We start from the raw sequence: 19,146 nt of genomic DNA, 5'->3' as shown, positions 1-19,146 counted from the left end.
GCTCCTCGTTCGCTGACGGTGCAAGGGTGGGAAGGGAGCAGACGCAGGTGCCCGGCGCGTCGTGCCTCCTTCCACAGTGATGAAACGGAGAGCGTGACATGTAGTCCTCGTTCGCTGACGATGAAAAGGGCGGGAACGAGGCCGGAATGGCCGGTAGTAAATCGTACCTCATTGTATTGTAGAATCGTAATCGGAAAAGAGCGAAGAGGCGCGCAGGCGCCTCTCTTGCCAGGCTTTTAGGTTTTGAACCAATTCCCTATGACTGGCGGCGCTTGATCTTGTTCAACTGCGCAACCCGCAGACGCACCATCTCTTTGCGCAGTTTAGCCTCGGCCAGCGCCATATCACGCTCGCTTTGCGCTTCGCGCCGCCGGGCCTCAGCTTCCGCTCGCGCCGCTTCCGCTCGCGCCTCATCAATCTCATCGGCTCGCTCAACCGTGTCGGCCAGAATCGTGACCCGGTGCGGCAGCACTTCCATAAACCCGCCCGACACAGCAAACGGCGTCCGCTCGCCATTCTTGATGATGTCTAGCTCGCCCGGTTCGAGGATCGTCATCAGCGGAGCATGGCGGGGCAGGATTCCGATCCGGCCATCTTTGGTCGGCGCGCTGATCATATCAACATCGTCCGACAAGATCACCCGCTCGGCAGTGACAATCTCTAAGTGGATGGGCATAGACTGCTCCTTCTACCTGCCATTCAGCTCAGGTGGCGGCGCGGGTAAACCGCGCCGCCGATCCGAACTTATTTCTGGCTCGCCTCGTAAGTGGCCAGCACGTCATCGAAGTCGCCCTGCATATAGAAGAACGACTCGGGGATGTGATCACCCTCGCCGTTGAGCAGGCGGGCAAAGCTCTCAACCGTCTTCTTCACCGGCACATACTTGCCAGGGCGACCGGTGAATTGCTGCGCCACAGTAAATGGCTGCGAGAAGAACAGCTCGATCTTGCGCGCGCGCTGAACGGTCAGCTTGTCTTCGTCGCTCAGTTCTTCCATACCGAGAATAGCAATAATGTCTTTGAGGTCTTTGTAGCGCTGCAACACGCGCTTGACCTCTTGCGCTACCCGGTAGTGCTCCTCGCCCACGATGTTCGGGTCGAGAATGCGCGAAGTTGACGCCAGTGGATCGACGGCGGGGAAGATCGCGCGTTCGGCAATGCTGCGCTCGAGCGAGATCGTCGCGTCGAGGTGACTAAACACGGTTGCCGGCGCCGGGTCAGTATAGTCGTCTGCCGGCACGTACACCGCCTGCATCGACGTAATCGAGCCGCGTTTGGTCGAGGTAATCCGCTCTTGCAGTTCACCCATCTCGGTGCCCAGGGTCGGCTGATAACCCACCTGCGACGGCATACGGCCCAAAAGCGACGACACTTCAGAACCGGCCTGCACAAAGCGGAAGATGTTATCGATAAAGAGCAGAATATCACGCCCCTCATCGCGGAAGTACTCGGCCATAGTCAGCGCGGTTAGTCCTACCCGCAGGCGGGCGCCCGGCGGCTCGTTCATCTGACCGAAGACCATCACCGTCTTGTCAAACACGGTGGTATTTTCGTCGATACGAGCTTCCTTCATCTCGTGGATGAGGTCATTACCTTCGCGTGAACGTTCACCGACGCCGGCAAACACCGAGAAGCCCGATTGCTCTTTCGCGATATTTGCGATCAGCTCTTGAATAACGACCGTCTTACCCACGCCGGCGCCACCGAAGATAGCCGTCTTACCACCGCGCGTAAATGGCGCGATCAGGTCGATCACTTTAATCCCGGTTTCAAAAATTTGCGCCTGCGTATTCTGCTCTTCAAAGCTCGGCGGATCGCGGTGAATAGGGCGACGCTCAGCCTCTGGACCGATCGGTGGCAGGCCATCGATCGGATCGCCCAATACATTAAACACTCGTCCTAGCGTGGCCGGGCCAACCGGAACGGCGATTGGGCGACCGGTGTCGATTATTTCGAGGCCGCGGCGCAAGCCGTCGGTGGAACCCATTGCGACCGCCTTCACCACGCCATTGCCGAGTTGCTGCTGCACCTCGCAGACGAGGCGATCGCCATTTTCCAGTGGAATTTCGATTGCGTTATAGATTTCCGGCACCTGATCCTCAGGGAACTTCGCCCGGATCACCACGCCGATAATCTCTTGAATAACCCCCTTTGCCGGCATCGGCTCCTCCTCTAAGCATTAACTGGTGTGAGTGCAGCGGCGCCCGAAGCGATCTCGCTGACCTCTTTGGTAATGGCGGCCTGCCGCGCCTTGTTGAATGAGAGCGTTAGATCGCGCACGAGATCCTTCGCATTGTTGGTGGCATTCCGCATCGCTACCATACGCGCGCTATGCTCACTGGCGATACTTTCCAGCACGGCCTGGTAGATCTGGGTTTCCACATAACGCGGCAGAATGCTATTCAACACCTCTTCTTCGCCCGGCTCGTAGGTGTAATCGACGTTTGTCGTGGTCGAGATAGCGGGGCTTTCGACCGGTAACAATTGTTTAATCGCCGGTCGTTGCACAAGCGTATTGATGAACTCGCTGTAGACAATATAGAGTTCATCATATTTGCCCGACTGGAAGCCACTGATGGCACTGATGGCCACGCCGAGGATGGCCTCGAGCTTTGGCGCATCGCCAAGCCGGGTTGCTTCACCGGCGGGCGCAAAGCCGGTGCGCAGGAAGAAATCGCGCCCTTTTCGCCCGAAGGTATAGACATCAACCGTGCGTCCCATTGCTCGTTGCTCGGTAATAAAGCGCCCGGCGCGGCGCAAGACGTTGGCGACCAGGCTACCACAGAGGCCGCGATCCGGGGTTACCACCAGCAACGCCACACTCTTCACTGTCTCGCGTTTCTCGAGCAGCGTCCCGCGGCGGGCCGCGCCGACGACCCGCGCTGTCAGATTGGCCATCACCTCCCGCATGCGGTCAGCGTATGGCCGGGTAGCTAACACATTTCGTTGCGCGCGCCGCATCTTGGAAGCCGAGACCATCTCCATTGCTCGCGTAATTTGAGCAACGTTTTTGACCGAACGAATGCGGCGCTTAATCTCGCGACTGCTCGCCATATCGAACCCTTTACAGTCAATCAGCCGGCGAGCGGGCGTATGATCCGCCCGCCGGTGTTGCTGTTAGCTATAGTTGCTGGTTGCCTTAAATTCCTTGATTGCCGATTCCAGGGCCTCTTTCACTTCAGGCGAAGGGAACTTGCGATCAAGACGATTGTCGTAGATCAGCTTCCGCACCTCTGGATGGGCGGTGCGCAAGAAGGCCAGGAAATCATCACGCCATTTCGTAATCATCGGCACCGGCACATCATCAAGGTAGTTGTTGGTTGCCGCGTAGAGCACGGCCACCTGATCCTCGACGGCCAGCGGTTGATACTGGGGCTGCTTGAGCAGTTCTTGCAGGCGCTGACCGCGTTCGATCTGCGCTTTGGTGGTCGCGTCGAGATCGCTGGCAAACTGGGCGAAGGCAGCAAGGTCGCGGAACTGAGCCAGCTCGCCTTTCAGCTTACCGGCTACAGCGCGCATTGCCCGGGTTTGGGCTGCGCCACCTACACGCGACACCGAAATACCCACGTTGAGTGCCGGGCGCTGACCGGCGTTAAACAGGTCAGATTCAAGGTAGATTTGCCCGTCGGTAATCGAGATAACGTTCGTCGGAATGTAGGCCGACACGTCGTTAGCCTGGGTCTCGATCACCGGTAGCGCCGTCAGCGAACCGCCACCGTATTCCTCATTAAGGCGGGCGGCACGCTCGAGCAAGCGCGAGTGCAGGTAGAACACGTCGCCGGGATACGCTTCGCGGCCTGGTGGGCGGCGCAGCAAGAGCGAGACCTGCCGGTAAGCCACAGCGTGCTTGCTCAGATCATCATAGACAATCAGGGCATCCTTCACCAGTTGCCCGTTGAGCATTACGCCGTTCTCCATAATCTCTTCACCCATCGCGCAACCGGCGTAGGGGGCAATATATTGGAGCGCGGCGCTCTCGGAGGCAGTTGCCGACACCACAATCGTATACTCCATTGCGCCGAAGCGCTCAAGAGTACCCACCACCTGCGCGACCTGGGCGCGGCGCTGACCGATCGCGACGTAGATGCACACCATCCCCTGACCCTTCTGGTTAAGGATCGTGTCGATGGCAACTGCCGTCTTTCCGGTCTGGCGGTCGCCGATAATCAGCTCACGCTGACCGCGACCGATCGGGATCAGGGCATCGATAGCGATAATACCGGTCTGAACCGGTGTATCGACCGACTTACGGGTAATGACACCGGGAGCGATGCGCTCAATCGGGCGTGTCTTCTCATAGACAATCGGGCCTTTGCCATCGATTGGCTGACCGAGCGGGTTGACCACGCGGCCCAACAGACCCTGCCCGACCGGAACCGAAATCACGCGCCCGGTCGAGGTAACCATATCCCCTTCCTCAATCGTTTCGTCATCGCCGAGAATGATTGCAGCGACGCTATCCTGTTCGAGGTTAAGGGCAATGCCATAAATCGACTCATTCCGGCCAGCCTTAGGCGGGAACTCTACGATCTCAGAGGCGACAACCTGATCAAGGCCGGACAGCCGCGCGACACCGTCACCGACGGCAATCACCGTGCCGACATTGACCTGACGCGGCTGAAGGTCGACGCCGCTGATGATCCCCTGCTTCAGCCGGGCGATCAATTCTTCAGTAATCGTCGTCATGCTCTACTCCGTCGCGCTGGTAGCCGGCAATACCGGGCCAGCGAGCTGAGTGCTGAAATTAACTTGCCTGCAATGCGCGCTGAATGGCGCTGAGGCGGGCGCGCAGGCTATTGTCAAGCACCTGATCGCCTACCCGAATGATCAAACCGCCAATCAGCGTCGGATCAACATGATACGTCACATGCACATCGCCGTAGCGTCGGCGCAACTCACCGGCAATGCGTTCCTTCTGCTCACTGTTCAACTCAATCGCGCTGGTCACACTGGCGTCGATGACGCGACTGCCGGTTTCCAGGTAAGTCTGGATGGCTTCAGCCACTGCGTGCAATTCGCCGGTGAGACCTTCTTTAGCCATCGAGAGCAAGAAGTTACGCACCTGTGGCAGCAGATCTGCCGGCAGGGCCGCCGCAGCATCGCTGGCCGACAGGCCAGCAATCCGCGGCGCCACTGCTCGAATCTGCTCGGCGGCGGTTGTTAGCAGCGCTTCTATCAGTGGGTTGGCCAATGCCCGTGCATCAATGGTCGTTGCCATACTCTCTGTTTCCTCACGCAGCCTGGATCAGACCAGTGCCACGACGTTAGTTGCGGCGATCGAGCGCCGCCAGCGACTCGGCAATCAACGCATCGTGGCCGCGGGCCTGCAATTCGGCGCCGAGCACACGGCTAGCCGTCAACGTTACCAGATCAGCGATCTGGCTCTTAGCCTCGCTCAACATCCGGGCGCGCTCTTGCTCAGCCTGGGCGCGCGCCTCTTCTTTCAGACGCTCAGCTTCGCGGCGGGCCTGCGCAATGATTTCAGCTTCCTGCTGCTTGGCGCGCTCTTGGGCCTGCGCCACGATCCGGGCCGCTTCCTGGCGCGCTTTGGCCAGCTCAGCTTCGTAGTCGCGCCTGGCATTGGCCAACTGCTCACGCACTTTCTCAGCGTCGCGGACGCTCTCTTCGATCCGCTTGGTGCGCTCGTTAAGCAGGTTCATTACCGGCTTGTACAACAGCGCGCGCAGAATGAAGATCAAGAGCAGAAAGTTGATCAGTTGCGCGAGAAATAGGGTCAGGTTAATGCCTAATGCTTCCACCCTTCAAACCTCCCGTAACGCGCAATGTGCTCTACTGCAACACGCCAAAACCGATCAAGAACGCAATCACCAGACCGAAGATTGCCAGCGCTTCGGTAAAGGCGATACCAATAAACATGTAGGTAACGACCCGATTCTCGATTTCAGGATTGCGGCCAATCGCCTGCACCGCGCCTGACACGATGATACCGATGCCGACACCCGGCCCAATAGCGCCCAAACCAACTGCGAGCGCGGTTGCGACGAGATTCAAACCCTCCATGATTGAGATGCCTCCTTATAGCAAACTCTGCGACGAACCCTTGCAATGAAACACTCGCGGCTGACGCCGCGCGAGGACGCAAACTAGTGTGCATGCTCCTCATCGTGGCCGGTCACGGCAATGTTCAGGAAGGCGTAGGTCAACAGCGCAAAGATCAGCGCCTGGATGAAACCAACGAACACCTCGAAGCCGTAGAAGGGAAGTGGTAGCAAGAGCGGCACGAGGAAAGCCATCACTACCAGTAGCACTTCACCGGCAAAGATATTGCCGAAAAGACGGAAGGCCAGCGCAAAGGGCTTGACGATTTCTGAGATAAACTCGATGATACCGACGAACGACATAATGCCGTTGGTATTGAAGAACTTCTTCAGATAGCCAGGGCCAAGCGCGCGGAAGCCCCAGTACTCGATGAACACGAACGAGATGACAGCAATCGCGAAGGTAAAGTTGAGGTCAGCCGCCGGCGCGCGGAAGAGGGGCACCAGCTTCTTGCCTTGCGCGGCGCATGTGTCATACGCCTCCTCGCTTTCGGCTGCCAACACGCTAGCCGGCCCGGCGAGCGCCAGGCGCTCTTCAATCATCGCGCTATGCTCTTCTTTGTGCTTCTCGTGACAAACGCCAATCGAGCCGACACCCGGTAGCAAGCCGAACCAGTTACCGAACAGTACGAAGAGGAAGATCGTTGCTACCAGCGGGAAGGCAGTCGCGACATACTTCGCATTGATGTTGCGGAAGAGATTGTACAACGATTCGAGGATGAACTCCATCACGTTCTGCAATCCGCGCGGCACCATTTGCAGATTGCGGGTGGCGGCTACGGCCAGCGCAATCACAAAAATATCAATAATGATGGTGACGACGAATGAATTGGTGATGGGAAAACCGGGAATGCCATCAAAGATGACTTCGGCGGCAACTTCGACGTGCGGTGGGCCAGTATAGAGGAAGAAGCGACTGGCGATCGAGATGATGAGCGCCCCTACGATAATGAGAATGTTTCGAGTCCGCGTTGACAACGCCTACCTCCTGTTCGACAGTGCCGGGCATCGCGCAGCATTCACGGTGTCATAGGACGCTGCTGCCTTGCTCAGCGCGAACAACCACCTATTTTGTTCTACCTTTCACAATCAGTATAACGTACCTCGCAAATTTTCGCAAATTGATTATTCTTCTGCTATGACGGTTGGTGCTGTTTTGCGAGGCCGTCGCGAGTATACCATAGCTGTGCGCTATGGGCAACTCGCGCAGGGCGGCGCGGCGCCGTCGCGCGACGACGCAGTTTCGATATGGAAAGCGGGTGTCACCCGTTCTTATGATCGGTGGTTGTAACCTGGTTGACGGGTCTGCCATCGTTATCTGGCAACAGTACAGGGGCGAACATTGCTGCGCCCCTGTTGTTCGTGACAATGTTTCGGTTTTTTGGTGGAATGGTGTAACTATTGTCGGGGTTGCGATGTGAGTCGTTCCCCGCAGGATAGTCTGGCGCTACCGCGCCAGCACATCGCGCAATTCGCGGATCGCGCGTTTGGCATTGACCCACACAGCGCCAATCTTTGAGCTGGCTACTCGCTTGTTGAAAACCAGCACCAGCAAAAATCGTTGCGCGACATCAAAGCAATACAGGTCGATGTTGGCGCCTTCGTGAATATAAACGCTGGTTGCATCTTCCTCGCGAAGCTGGCGAGCGACTTCGCCGGTGGTCGAGAAACCGGTTGAGAGGAGTGGCAAAACAACCATGAGGGGCAGGTTCCCTTTGTCACCGGTTTCGACCAGGATCATGCCCGCGCGATCGGTCAACATAATACTCTGAGTGCCGAGATCCTGACCAAGCTGACTCATCACGCTGCGAATCGCCGCGATGTTTTGTTCGGTGACGATCAGGTTACGACCATCGCTTCGCCATCCCAGCGGCGGTTCTGGCGTAGCTGGCGATGGGCTGGCCGATGGCGTAGTTGTCTGGGCAGCGCGCCGATCGGCGGCGGCCCGCGTTCGGGCAGCCAGGCCTCCTCTGGCATGCGCTTCACGAGCGGCGCGTTCGGCAGCTTCGCGTTCAGCAGCTTCGCGTTCGGCGGCCTCGCGAGCAGCGCGCTCGGCAGCTTCACGCTCGGCGCGTGATGGCAATACGATTCGCGCCGGGGTGAAAGAGCGGCGTGGAGCAGAATCTTCCGCTGGCGGCGCCGATTCTGCTGCTTTGCCAGCCGGCGGCTGGATCGGGCTTGTCGCAGCAGCCGGACGGGTAGATTCTGTGGTTACAGGTTCGGGTTTAGCCGCCGACGATGATGTTGGATCAGGTTTGTCGGTCACCGGATGCGCCGGAGCGGAGTGCGCGGCAAGTGATACCGGTTCGGCGCGCGGTGTGTCGAGCGCAGTTGCAACAGCAGCGCGCACCGCATCGAGGCTGATCTCACCGCTGAGCACAGTGGCAACACCGGCGGCCCGCGCTCGTTCACGGTCAGCGGCACTCAACCCCTTCCCCCATAAGACAACGCGAGTGTGGGGGTCGAAGTTAGGAACAATCTCGGCCAGATCGAGACCACTCATCTCATCGAGATCGAGTTCGCTCAGCACCAGATCCGGAGGTTCAGTGCTGATCGACCAGAGCGCATCATTGGCCGATTCAAACATTTGTACCTGTGCGTCACCTGCCAGCGCTTCGGGCAGGCGGCGGAGCACGGGGTTTGTGCGGGCGACCACGACGATACGGTAGGTCATTGAATTCTCTCGCGGTATCGCTTGATGTGTCATTATTTACTATCGACCACTAGTATACCCGAAATAACTCTAGCGTGAAACAGTTTTTCGAGGCGAAGTCGGTCGATTTCAGGCCAGCACTTCAATGCAGCTCCGCGGCAGCCAGATCGCTTCGCCAGTGTTGAGTAGCACTTCAACCGCAGCCGCGCGCACACCAGAAGGGAGACGATAGGGCAGGGGCGGCAGGTTGCGTACCCGTCCGGTTTGACCGAGGTGATCGTGGTCGAGCAAACGCACCAGGGCGCCAGGCCGAAGGGGAGGACGGGGTGGTTCGAGCGCAGTGGTGCTGCTGCGGGAAAGGGGGATGATGATCTGCGGACGGCGATGAGGCTGGCGTAGACTGGTATTGCTCTCGATAAAAACTTCGCGTCGATCGTTATTGGCGAGCAGTTCGAACAGCGGCGCGGCCATTGGCGCGTTTCCAATTCCTTCGGTAAGCACAATGGTGATGGGTGAGTCGGTTTGGCCGGCCCACTGCCAGTTGCGACTTCCGATTTTCCAGGGTATGCGTTTAGCCCACTGGAAAAATGCGCGCAGTTCACGCTCGGCGATGCTACCAATAATGATTCCGCGCACCTGATGTTCAACCGCCTTGCGCAATGCGGCAGCGCTGATGCCTTTACCGCCGATGATGACCGAGTATATACTTTGGGCATCGACCATTTCGGCAGTAATCGGCTCGTCAGGATCGAACGTCAGCAGGCGGGTGACACCATTGCAATCGGGCCCGAATCCGCAAATGCCGTACAGTTGGGCCGCAGGTGTTTCGATAACCACGCGCTGATTATCGATAATCTCCATGACAACGCCGCGAATCCCGGCAGTCAGCGTGATTTGTTGTGGTTCAGGCCTGATGAAGGCATAGCCGGTTGCCGGATCAACCGCATGCAGGATTCCATTGACAGGGCTTATGACCCGACGACCGGGCAATCCGCGCCGACGGGCCAGCACTGCGCCGGCATTAATTGGCTGACCGATTGGGGCAACAACGGCCCGTGCCGCCATGGTTGGGGGTAAGGATAAGGCGCGAGCCAGGTTGATGACATATGGCGGATTTGGTCGCAAGCCGCGCGCTATCACATCATCCGGTTCGACGCGCCCTCCCTGCCTGACCAGAATCTCACCGGGCTGAGGCAAGGCGCGTTCGAGACGAGCGAGCGAGCCGGTTATGAGCGGCGGCACGCCATCAGGTACGTAGAACATAGCGGCATCCGTTGGAGTTGAAAGAGCGCGAGTATTGACGCCATTATAGCATGTTGCGATTGTAAGCGACGATGATGTTGGCGGGCAGTGCTGGTTGGATGGTAACCCTATGTGTCAATACACTGTGACCGCCACGCCGAGATCGGCCCATTCGTAGAGCCATTGGGCGTCATCGATCCGCAGATTAATGCAGCCATGCGACATCCGCGCGCCGGTGCCGTGGGCATTGTGCCAGTAGGTGCCGTGCAGCGCCACGCCGCCAACCACATATTGTACCCAGGGAATGTTCGGGACGTACCAGCATTCGCCTCCCAGACAATCGGCCATTGTCTGTTCGGGAAGTCGATAGTAGATCGTAAACTCGCCGCGCGGTGTATTAAATCCATCTCGACCGGTTGCGACCGGCGCAGTAAAGACAAGCAAATCGTCTTCGTAGGCAAAGAGATATTGACGACTCAGATCGACTTCGATCCGGCGCGACCATAACGCCGGACTCCAATCGACTGCGCCGGGCAGGCGGGCAACCGGCCTGGTGTTAATGCCAAGCAGATGGGCGAGCTGGTGACCAAGGTCATCGATCTGCACTTCGTGAAGCGCATCGAGATCAAAGCCGTAGATAGACTGTTGCCGGCGCAAGAATGGCGAGAGCGCTTCGGGATGGTAACGGAAGCGCGCGCGTTCGAAGTATTGTACGATTGTCCCGTCTTCTTGAGTCTCAGCACTAATGGGAAAACCGAAAATCGGCAAACCGCCTCGTCGCTCCCAGAACTCTAGAAACTCTCCGTCAAGCGTATATCCTGTTTCGGGGAAGAAGGCGCCGCTGTTGTTTGCCGCAACAGCCGGCTTCAGTAAACCTGATCGTTCAAGCCATTCCCGTCCGATCAGACCAAGCTGCACTTGTTGCGGCTTGCCGGCGTATTCAGGATGGTATTCGAAGCGAGCCCGCTCGAAATACTGAACGATACGACCGTCGATGACCAGTTCTTCGCTGATCGGCATGCCGAAGGTGTGGAGCTGGCCGTTGGCGCGCCAAAAGTCGAGGAAGCCAACCCGGTTAGACAGGTGATGACCGGTGGTAGGAAAGTAGACCACGCGCGCCATGGGGAGGCGATGAAGACTGGTGACTGGCTGCGCGGCAGCGGCAGTAACGATCCAGATCAGACCCAGGCTGCCCAACCAGAGCGTGAAAAGTGCGGTCAGGATGAGTCTTTGACGCGCCGAATTCCTGCAGTAAACAATCGACATAGACTACCAGGATTTTCGCAGGCAGGTGGTGACAGGCATTTTTTATCATCATATCAGATCAGGTCAAGCTATTGCCTCTATCTCTTGCCGAAGATCGAACTCTCTGGCTATACTTACAGCGAAGATACTATACGAGTGAGTGTGGTATGGCTGATCTCTTCACGCCGCTTCAGGTCGGAGGCCGGTATTTGATCAATCGGATTGTGATGGCGCCGGCGCCGAGTGGATTGGCTGGCGAAGACGGTTTCTGCCATGCCGCGCTGACCAGTTATTATGAGCGACGAGCGCAGGCAGGTGTAGGCTTCATTATTACCGAACCACTGCTCGTTTGCCAGCCATCAACGGCGATTCCCCATCTGGGAATCTGGCACGATTGCTTTACGTCGGGGTTGCGTCGATTGACAGCCGCAGCGCATGCCTTTGGCAGTCGGATCGCCTTTCTGCTTGAAGCGCCAGCCGGCCAGTACCCGATTGCGCAGCTCAGCGAACAGTATCGCCTTGCTGCCTGGCGCGCGCTGGCCGCTGGCGCAGATGGTATCTTTCTCTCGATTGCCGATGATGGCGCGCTGGCAGGTCTGGTGTCACCGACGCGATGGTCAAGCAATGGCGCGCATGGGCCAACAAGCGAACGCATTCAGCCCATCTTGCTCATGCTGGAACAGTTGCGTCAGCAGTTCGGCCGCCAGCTCTGGATTGGCCTCCGTATGCCGGTCGCCGAACTGATTCCCGGTGGCCTCAGCCATCAAGATGCGCGCTTGATTGCCCGACGAGCAGTGGCTGCCGGCGTCCAACTGCTCGATGTGACTTTGAATCGGTATACCCCCGATGTGGCTCGCTTTCCCGGTTGGACAATTCCGCTCATAGCCGGCGTGCGCCGAATTGTCAGTGAAGCGATTGTTATCGGTTCGGGTCAGCTCAGTGATCCATGGCTCGCCGATGCCGTTATACAAGAAGGCAGTGTTGATATGGTTATGCTCTGCACGGCATTGCGACTCTTGCCCGAATGGCCACAACTTGCCCGTCGCCTGCTGGCGCCGGTCAGCGTAAAATGACCAGCAATACGCCGGCAGCAACTGCCGAACCAATCACGCCAGCGACATTTGGGCACATTGCCTGCCAGATCAAGAAATTTTGCCGATCTTCCTCCTGAGCTACTGAATGGGCAACGCGAGCAGACATCGGCACTGCCGAGACTCCGGCGGCGCCAATGAGTGGATTGATCTTGTTCTTTGTGAAGAGATTATAGAATTTAGCGAATAATACGCCACCCGCGGTTGAAATAGCAAATGCGCATGCGCCGAGAGCGAAGATCGCGATTGAGCGTGGCGTGAGAAAGTTACTGGCCTGTGTGCTGGCGCCGACGGTCAATCCCAGCATAATAGTGACGCTATCGATAAGGGCGCTGCGCGCAGTGCGGGCCAAGCGCTCGGTGACTCCGCTTTCTTTGAGCAGGTTGCCGAAGAAGAGCATGCCGAGGAGGGGAAGCGTATCGGGCACAATCAACACGCAGACGATCAGGCCGATAATGGGGAAAAGAATGCGTTGCGCGCGGCTGATTTCTGCCGGTGGCGGCATGCGGATCAGGCGTTCTTCGCGGGTTGTGAGCAGGCGCATAATCGGCGGCTGAATAACCGGAACCAGTGCCATATACGAATAGGCCGACACCGCAACCGCGCCAAGGAGATCGGGGGCCAGCCGCGAAGCAATGAAGATGGTCGTCGGACCATCGGCGCCGCCGATAATCCCGATCGTAGCAGCGGCGCGCAGCAGACGCATGGGATCGTCGGCGCTGGCCAGATCGAGGAATGGTAAGCGCGAACCCAGCAGGACTGCCATAATCAGGGTAAAAAAGATGCCGAGCTGAGCGGCAGCGCCAAGCAAGATCAGGCGTGGTTGCGCAATCAACGCCGAAAAGTCGGTCATTGCGCCGATGCCGAGAAAGATCAGGGGTGGGAACACACCGGCGATCACACCGAAGTAGATGTAGTTGAGGACGCTCCCCTGATCGTACACACCCTGCCCCATTCCCGGCTCAAACGGCATATTGCCGAGAATGATACCAAAACCTATCGGCACCAGCAACAACGGCTCGAAGTTGCGGGCAATCGCCAGGTAGATAAACACAGACCCGACGATGATCATCAGCAGGTTGCCCCAGGCCAAATGAGCCAACCCGCTTGCCTCAAAGAAGCCGATCAGCCATTCCATCAGGCAAACTCCAGCAATGGTTGACCTTGCCGCACTGAGTCGCCAACTTTCACATTGATAGCGCGAATAGTGCCGGCGACTGGCGAACTCACATTCGAGTTCATCTTCATCGCTTCAATAACGACCAAAGGATCATTTTCTTTTACCTGATCGCCAACATTCACCTTAATCTCGGCAACGATGCCGGCGATAGGTGAGACCAGCACTCCTGGGCCGGTTGCGCTGGCGTTAGGGGTGGCGGCTGATGAAGGCATCGGTGGCGGATGGTCAGATTTGGCGGGTGGCGGCAATGCATTGAAGCTGGTAGGCGCATGCAATGCCGCCTCGTCATCATCTGCCAGCACCTCCACCTCGACTTCGTAGCTCACGCCGTTCACGGTAATCCGTAAGCGTTTCATACTGTCTCCACTCGCTGTAGTCTTTACCGACAACGTTCAGACATTATCCTGTGGCTATCAGCGCGAGGCATATCAGCGACGTAACTGACGCGCCGCCATGACGCTAACGCGGCCAAGGCGCGCCCATACCAGGGGTGGTTGACGATAGTAACGCACTCGCAGCACGCGCACCGGACGGTCAAGCGCCGCTACGGCGGCAGCCGTCAAAATGGCGATCAGGTGAGGATCGAGCTGATCGGCGGCCACCGGTTGCGATGCTGGTGGCGAGACAGGCTGGTCCAGCGCAGCCTCTTTGGGTTGCAACAGTCGCTGGCTGACGCTCAATGCGCTCAGCATTAGCGCAACAATCGCCAGCACGATGAAAACAATGCTTAAGCCGGTAATCGTGATTTGCAGCGCAACGATCAACGGATCGGCGGTAGGGTCGATCATGCAGCCTCCTTCGGTTTTACCGACATGAATAGTTTTTACAGAGGCACCAGGCCGTGCTTTTTCTGTGGGCGAAATTCGCGTTTGGTGCGCAATGACGCCAGCGCCAGACTGAGATAACGGCGCGTTTCACTGGGAGCAATGATGCTATCGATCAGATTGCGCGCGGCGCCAACATAAGGAGTGGCGAATTCAGCCCGATAGAGGCGCAGGAACTCGGCGCGGGCGGCAGCCGGGTCTTCCGCCTGTTTAATCTGGTCGCGGAAGATGATGTTAACCGCGCCTTCCGGTCCCATCACGGCAATCTCACTACTCGGCCAGGCCGCCACGCGGTCGGCGCCGAGGTCTTTGCCGCACATTGCCAGGTATGCGCCGCCATAGGCTTTGCGCAAGATGATCGTGATCTTGGGAACCGTCGCCGCCGAATATGCGAACAGCATTTTGGCGCCGTGCCGAATGATTCCACCACGCTCCTGAGCGACACCGGGCAAGAAGCCGGGCACATCAACGAAGGTGATGATCGGAATATTGAAGGCGTTGCAGAAACGAACAAAGCGCGCAATTTTGTCTGAGGCGTCAATATCGAGGACGCCGGCCATCACCATCGGCTGATTGGCAACAATGCCAACCGTATTGCCATCGATGCGGGCGAAGCCAATCACCGCGTTATCGGCAAACCCGCGCTGCACTTCAAGCAGGTCACCATCGTCTACCAGTCGCTTGATAATCGGGATGACATCGTAAGGTTCGCGGGGATCATCGGGGATAACTGTATCGAGCGCAGGATCGGTGAAAAAGCGCAATTCACCATCGCTGCGGTCAGGAGGATCTTCGAGATTGTTTGACGGCAAAAAGCCAAGCAAGCGCTTGCACAGGGCAATTGCCTCCTGGTCATTGTCGGCAATAAAGTGGGCGACGCCACTCCGCACTTGCGCTTCGGGACCGCCGAGTTCTTCGCCGGTTACATGCTCACCAGTTACCTGTTTGAGCACTTCCGGGCCGGTAATGAACATCTCACTCCCGCGCACCATAATGATAAAATCCATGAGCGCGGGCGAATAAGCGGCGCCGCCAGCGCAAGGCCCGGCGATGATCGCAATTTGTGGCACAACCCCAGAGAGGAGGACGTTGCGATAAAAGATGCGGCCATACCCGCTCAGCGCATCAATACCCTCTTGAATGCGGGCGCCGCCACTGTCATTGATCGTAATGAATGGCGAACCACATTTGAGCGCAAGATCCATCGTCTGACAGATCTTATCGGCATGCATCTCACCAACTGAACCGCCGGCAACGGTAAAATCCTGCGCTGCTACAAACACCTGACGACCATCGACACTCCCGCAACCGGTAATCACTCCCTCGCCGGGCATCTCTTTGTCGGCCATGCCAAAGGCAGTGCAACGATGGCGCGAAAAGAGGTACAGCTCCTGAAAGGTGTCGTGATCTATCAGTAGATGAACCCGTTCGCGGGCAGTGAGTTTGCCGGATTGATGCTGGCGGGCAATCCGCTCAGGGCCGCCACCCTGTTCAAGATGGCGACGGCGTTGCCGTAAGAGTTCAATGCGGGCGCGAAGAGTGAGTGGCGCAGCGGCATTTGATTCAGTGTCGCGCTGAGTCATTGGCGTTCCTCCATGTGAACGAATGATCGCGCTCGCTCGCGTCAGATAAGTCGCGCGGGCAACGTTGCTAACAGTGCGTTGAGCGATGGATCGACTGGATATTGGCGAGTCTCAGTATAGCATGCGCAATAGTTGCGAGCGGTAAAATAGTGTCGCGCTTTGGCAACTGTGTATTGTCGCTGTATTTACGAAGTGGATAGATCGCAATTATTCGCTGGTCATTCTGGCGCTGGATCTCGTTTGTTGCCACGGAACATACAGTTGCGCGACAATGCCCGCCAGACATGCGGGATGTGTGCTCCAATGGTATTGCTGATATCTGGCGCATCTTGCCAGTGCGCAAGCGCGTGATATGATGGCGCGGATATAGCGCAGCACCAATATGACTGATGAGCCGGAAGAGCACTCTATGCGTATCAATCTACGCCAGACGATGCAAAGGTGGTGGCTGGTCGGTTGGCCATTGTTCTGGTTTTTTGCGCTGACCGTTTTCTGGACATGGCCACTGGTCTTCAATCTTACGACGGTCGTGCCAGGTCATGGTGTCGATCCGCTGTTTCAGATGTGGACATTGGCGTGGGATGCTCATGCGCTGCTCAATCATCCAACCCGCGTATGGGATGCGCCAATCTTTTTTCCATATGCCACCACGCTAGCTTACAGTGATCATCACCTGCCACTGGCTCTATTGATGTTACCGATCCTCGCCTGCGGGCAGGTGGTGTTAGCGTATAACCTGCTGGTGATGCTCAGTTTCGCGCTCTCCGGATGGTCAGTTTTTTTGCTTACTCGCAATCTTCTGATTGAGGACACTGGCAAGTCGGCGGCTACGCTGGGCGCATTGCTGGCAGGTTCGTTGTTTGCGTTTAGCACTTACCGGATGGCACATATCGGCCATTTACAAATGTTGCAAATGGCATGGCTGCCACTGGCATTGTTCTGGTTGCGTCAGATGAGCGCGCGGTCAGGTGGGGCATTTTGGCGCGCGGCGTTACTAACCGGTTTGTTTGCCGGATTACAAGCGATTACCGCAATCTATTACGCGCCAATGGCGGCGTTGGCATTGGGGCTTGCGGCGGTGATCTGGTTGTGGCCGAAGCGGATTCGGTCAGTGGCAGGATGGCGAGAGCTAAGGCGGTATCTGGCTGGCCTGGCGCTGGCGGGTGGGCTGGCGGCAACCATTACTCTGCCGTTGCTGTGGCCTTACATGCATGTGTATCGGTACATTGGCGTTATCCGCTCGATCATTGAACTTGACAAATGGTCAGCGCCGCTCGAAGCATATCGGGCTGTGCCGGTTGATAATCTCTGGCATCGGATATCCGGTGAACTAGTCGTCGCCTCCGGCGGAAGTGGTGAGTTAAAGCTCTTTCCCGGTCTGATTGCGGCTGTCATTGCGCTTGTCGGAGCGCACTGGTTGATCCGACAACGCATGTGGCGGACGGCGCTAGTTTTCGGCGCTATGGTAGCTACCGGTTTCGTGTTTTCACTGGGGGTTGGGTTACGGCTTGCTTTCGATGGTGAATTGATCGCGTCCCCTTTGCCGTATGTATGGTTATATGAACACGTGCCGGGTTTCAATTCGCTCCGTGTGCCGGCGCGCTGGTGGATGATGGGCAGTCTGGCGCTGGCAGTGCTGGCCGGAATCGGAGCAGCAGTATGGTGGCAGCGATGGCGTGCCTGGCGCTGGCTATGGCCGGCAATTGCGACAATAGCTTTGCTCGAACATCTGGTATGGCCTATGCCGCAGATAACAATTCCATCACCGCCTCCGGTTTACCAATGGTTGGCGCAAACCGATTCACTTCAGCATCGAGTCGCGCTGGAATTACCAGTCGATGCCAAACTGCGGTCTGATCAAATCGCCTGGCGACAATTCTTTCAGATCTATCACTGGCGGTCACTGGTTACAGGGTACAGCGGCATCTTTCCCCACGGTTCACTTGAACTAGCGCGTCAGCTCCAGCGCCTCCCTGATGATGGAACGTTGAGCCTGATAGCCAAACTCGGAATTGATACTCTAATCATCCATCAGGACAATTTCTCAGATCCGGCAGAGGTTCAACGGCTGGTGGCGTGGGCCGATCAGAATGTATTGTTAGAGCGGAAAGCCAAGATTGGGGAAGCAGTGGTGTACGCCATCAAGCCGGTACTCACATTGCCATCAAATATTTCTGGCGCGACGCTGTATCTCTCGGCGAATAGTCGCATCCCTGGCATGTTAGCTTTGTCGTTTGCCCGGCGCTGGCAAGAAGCCGGCGGAATCGTCTACGGCCCTCAGCGACCTTCTTTCTATCCGGCGCTGGCTGAGCCACAAGCCGGGCAGGTGTTTGATTATGTGGCGCTGGCCATCAACGAAGATCCACTACCCTTCGGCGCCGATCCGACTGCTGTCATCTGGCAAGACAGCAGGTTAGCGATCTATAAAGTTGCCAATTCGCTGATAGCAACGTTTGAGCCGGGAGTTCCTGAGCCAGGTCAATATCATCCGCGCCATCCGGCGACACTCACCGTAGTAATACTCGGCGACAGTATTGTCATTGATCGCGCCCGGTTTGCGCTGCCGGAATGGCTGGAACAGGCCACACTTGCGCTTGATGTTGCCAGTTTGGAAGAGCAAGATATTCGGATCAACGGGGAGTTGCATCGGGTTTCTGCGGGTGGACAACGGTTGGTGATGACAATCCGGCGGGATCAGCCGGTGACAATTGATGGCGATCCAGCCATCTTTAGTATCGCGCGGCTACAATTATGGCGTGATACGCCAAATCAGATGCATGCGACCGGAGTGGCGATCTGCATAGACAGCGCCCTCAGCGGCGCGCAGCTCTCGATAGCGGGACGCATAAGCGGCGCCGATCAGATCATCCTTGAAATACTTGGAGCTGAAGCCGGAACCGAACGACCGGTTTCGCTTGTTCGCGGCACGATAGCTGTAGCGAATGGTGGATCGGTGAACGCAATCATCGATTTGCTTCAGCCGGAAGCGGAATGGCTGGAACAGGTAAACGATGCGGTTGATGGTCGTTACATCGCGTATGTGAAACCTCTGGCGGCAGCAGACGGCATACCGATTGCTCAATTTCAAGTGCGCAACGGTCAAATTGTAGCTGCTCAGGCGTTACCAATACCATTAACGGTATTGACAGGGGTTCGGTATTAATTTAGGAGCAAGATTCCACTACTTGGCTGATCGAATCTGGTTATGTTCAAGAACGACCACAGTTCGAAATTAAGCAGATGTTCTGCAACGAGTTGGTGTGTTTACAC

General features: G+C 57.2%; 17 protein-coding genes. 2 read left to right on the top strand and 15 right to left on the bottom strand.

From position 1 onward, the window contains the following. Positions 1 to 256 precede the first annotated feature (256 nt). From Q0650_RS04785 to Q0650_RS04735, 11 genes are all read right to left on the bottom strand, one after another. Positions 257 to 676, bottom strand: a complete 420-nt coding sequence (locus Q0650_RS04785; protein ID WP_298816448.1) for a F0F1 ATP synthase subunit epsilon — start codon at positions 674 to 676, stop codon at positions 257 to 259. 68 nt (positions 677 to 744) lie between these two features. Then, entirely contained in the window at positions 745 to 2,160 is a 1,416-nt protein-coding gene (gene atpD, locus Q0650_RS04780) for a F0F1 ATP synthase subunit beta (protein ID WP_298816446.1), read from the bottom strand. Positions 2,161 to 2,171: 11 nt separating this feature from the next. After that, positions 2,172 to 3,053: a F0F1 ATP synthase subunit gamma gene (locus Q0650_RS04775; protein ID WP_298816444.1), complete on the bottom strand. Its 882-nt coding sequence runs from the start codon at positions 3,051 to 3,053 to the stop codon at positions 2,172 to 2,174. 63 nt (positions 3,054 to 3,116) lie between these two features. After that, positions 3,117 to 4,685, bottom strand: coding sequence for a F0F1 ATP synthase subunit alpha (atpA, locus tag Q0650_RS04770; RefSeq protein ID WP_298816442.1), 1,569 nt, complete (start codon positions 4,683 to 4,685; stop codon positions 3,117 to 3,119). Positions 4,686 to 4,743: 58 nt separating this feature from the next. Then, the gene (atpH, locus tag Q0650_RS04765) at positions 4,744 to 5,217 is read right to left on the bottom strand and encodes an ATP synthase F1 subunit delta (protein WP_298816440.1); all 474 of its coding nucleotides are present in this window, start codon (positions 5,215 to 5,217) and stop codon (positions 4,744 to 4,746) included. Positions 5,218 to 5,263: 46 nt separating this feature from the next. Continuing rightward, a complete protein-coding gene (locus tag Q0650_RS04760) occupies positions 5,264 to 5,758 on the bottom strand; it encodes a F0F1 ATP synthase subunit B (protein ID WP_298816439.1) in 495 nt (164 codons plus the stop codon). Positions 5,759 to 5,789: 31 nt separating this feature from the next. Next, the gene (atpE, locus tag Q0650_RS04755; RefSeq protein WP_012258898.1) at positions 5,790 to 6,020 is read right to left on the bottom strand and encodes an ATP synthase F0 subunit C; all 231 of its coding nucleotides are present in this window, start codon (positions 6,018 to 6,020) and stop codon (positions 5,790 to 5,792) included. Between the two features lie 83 nt (positions 6,021 to 6,103). Beyond that, positions 6,104 to 7,036: a F0F1 ATP synthase subunit A gene (gene atpB, locus Q0650_RS04750; RefSeq protein WP_298816438.1), complete on the bottom strand. Its 933-nt coding sequence runs from the start codon at positions 7,034 to 7,036 to the stop codon at positions 6,104 to 6,106. Positions 7,037 to 7,505: 469 nt separating this feature from the next. After that, a complete protein-coding gene (locus Q0650_RS04745; RefSeq protein ID WP_298816436.1) occupies positions 7,506 to 8,732 on the bottom strand; it encodes a response regulator in 1,227 nt (408 codons plus the stop codon). Between the two features lie 108 nt (positions 8,733 to 8,840). Further along, complete coding sequence (locus Q0650_RS04740; protein ID WP_298816434.1) at positions 8,841 to 9,974, bottom strand: hypothetical protein; 1,134 nt, start codon at positions 9,972 to 9,974, stop codon at positions 8,841 to 8,843. A 114-nt stretch (positions 9,975 to 10,088) separates the two neighbouring features. Continuing rightward, a complete protein-coding gene (locus tag Q0650_RS04735; protein ID WP_298816433.1) occupies positions 10,089 to 11,219 on the bottom strand; it encodes a L,D-transpeptidase in 1,131 nt (376 codons plus the stop codon). Between the two features lie 146 nt (positions 11,220 to 11,365). Here Q0650_RS04735 and Q0650_RS04730 point away from each other — a divergent pair, with 146 nt between their 5' ends. Further along, positions 11,366 to 12,271: an NADH:flavin oxidoreductase gene (locus tag Q0650_RS04730; RefSeq protein ID WP_298816431.1), complete on the top strand. Its 906-nt coding sequence runs from the start codon at positions 11,366 to 11,368 to the stop codon at positions 12,269 to 12,271. Here the strand turns inward: Q0650_RS04730 and Q0650_RS04725 are convergent. From Q0650_RS04725 to Q0650_RS04710, 4 genes are all read right to left on the bottom strand, one after another. Next, on the bottom strand, positions 12,258 to 13,427 hold the full coding sequence (locus tag Q0650_RS04725; protein WP_298816429.1) for a sodium ion-translocating decarboxylase subunit beta: 1,170 nt from the start codon (positions 13,425 to 13,427) through the stop codon (positions 12,258 to 12,260). The two genes, Q0650_RS04730 and Q0650_RS04725, sit on opposite strands and share 14 nt — an antisense overlap. After that, positions 13,427 to 13,825: a biotin/lipoyl-containing protein gene (locus tag Q0650_RS04720; protein WP_298816427.1), complete on the bottom strand. Its 399-nt coding sequence runs from the start codon at positions 13,823 to 13,825 to the stop codon at positions 13,427 to 13,429. Before Q0650_RS04720 ends, Q0650_RS04725 begins: the two co-directional genes overlap by 1 nt. 72 nt (positions 13,826 to 13,897) lie before the next feature. Beyond that, positions 13,898 to 14,257, bottom strand: a complete 360-nt coding sequence (locus Q0650_RS04715) for an OadG family protein (protein WP_298816426.1) — start codon at positions 14,255 to 14,257, stop codon at positions 13,898 to 13,900. A 35-nt stretch (positions 14,258 to 14,292) separates the two neighbouring features. Next, the gene (locus Q0650_RS04710; protein ID WP_298816425.1) at positions 14,293 to 15,876 is read right to left on the bottom strand and encodes an acyl-CoA carboxylase subunit beta; all 1,584 of its coding nucleotides are present in this window, start codon (positions 15,874 to 15,876) and stop codon (positions 14,293 to 14,295) included. Between the two features lie 409 nt (positions 15,877 to 16,285). On the opposite strand from Q0650_RS04710, the gene Q0650_RS04705 reads away from it, so the two are divergent. Further along, positions 16,286 to 19,039 (top strand): hypothetical protein, encoded by a 2,754-nt coding sequence (locus Q0650_RS04705; RefSeq protein ID WP_298816423.1) that lies wholly within the window; start codon positions 16,286 to 16,288, stop codon positions 19,037 to 19,039. The last annotated feature ends 107 nt before the right edge of the window (positions 19,040 to 19,146 follow it).

Origin of the sequence: uncultured Chloroflexus sp., from assembly GCF_937129525.1 — a bacterium.
Taxonomy (GTDB): domain Bacteria; phylum Chloroflexota; class Chloroflexia; order Chloroflexales; family Chloroflexaceae; genus Chloroflexus.
The sequence above is the reverse complement of the archived record's forward strand: the minus strand, read 5'-3'. Positions and strand labels throughout refer to the sequence as shown.

Excerpts from the sequence above, each read along its gene's own strand:
- Q0650_RS04740 (WP_298816434.1), bottom strand. The coding sequence starts at position 9,974 with ATGTTCTACGTACCTGATGGCGTGCCGCCGCTCATAACCGGCTCGCTC.
- Q0650_RS04710 (WP_298816425.1), bottom strand. The coding sequence starts at position 15,876 with ATGACTCAGCGCGACACTGAATCAAATGCCGCTGCGCCACTCACTCTT.
- atpA (WP_298816442.1), bottom strand. The coding sequence starts at position 4,685 with ATGACGACGATTACTGAAGAATTGATCGCCCGGCTGAAGCAGGGGATC.
- Q0650_RS04725 (WP_298816429.1), bottom strand. The coding sequence starts at position 13,427 with ATGGAATGGCTGATCGGCTTCTTTGAGGCAAGCGGGTTGGCTCATTTG.
- Q0650_RS04785 (WP_298816448.1), bottom strand. The coding sequence starts at position 676 with ATGCCCATCCACTTAGAGATTGTCACTGCCGAGCGGGTGATCTTGTCG.
- atpD (WP_298816446.1), bottom strand. The coding sequence starts at position 2,160 with ATGCCGGCAAAGGGGGTTATTCAAGAGATTATCGGCGTGGTGATCCGG.
- atpE (WP_012258898.1), bottom strand. The coding sequence starts at position 6,020 with ATGGAGGGTTTGAATCTCGTCGCAACCGCGCTCGCAGTTGGTTTGGGC.
- Q0650_RS04730 (WP_298816431.1), top strand. The coding sequence starts at position 11,366 with ATGGCTGATCTCTTCACGCCGCTTCAGGTCGGAGGCCGGTATTTGATC.
- Q0650_RS04735 (WP_298816433.1), bottom strand. The coding sequence starts at position 11,219 with ATGTCGATTGTTTACTGCAGGAATTCGGCGCGTCAAAGACTCATCCTG.
- Q0650_RS04715 (WP_298816426.1), bottom strand. The coding sequence starts at position 14,257 with ATGATCGACCCTACCGCCGATCCGTTGATCGTTGCGCTGCAAATCACG.
- Q0650_RS04720 (WP_298816427.1), bottom strand. The coding sequence starts at position 13,825 with ATGAAACGCTTACGGATTACCGTGAACGGCGTGAGCTACGAAGTCGAG.
- Q0650_RS04745 (WP_298816436.1), bottom strand. The coding sequence starts at position 8,732 with ATGACCTACCGTATCGTCGTGGTCGCCCGCACAAACCCCGTGCTCCGC.
- atpH (WP_298816440.1), bottom strand. The coding sequence starts at position 5,217 with ATGGCAACGACCATTGATGCACGGGCATTGGCCAACCCACTGATAGAA.
- Q0650_RS04705 (WP_298816423.1), top strand. The coding sequence starts at position 16,286 with ATGCGTATCAATCTACGCCAGACGATGCAAAGGTGGTGGCTGGTCGGT.
- Q0650_RS04775 (WP_298816444.1), bottom strand. The coding sequence starts at position 3,053 with ATGGCGAGCAGTCGCGAGATTAAGCGCCGCATTCGTTCGGTCAAAAAC.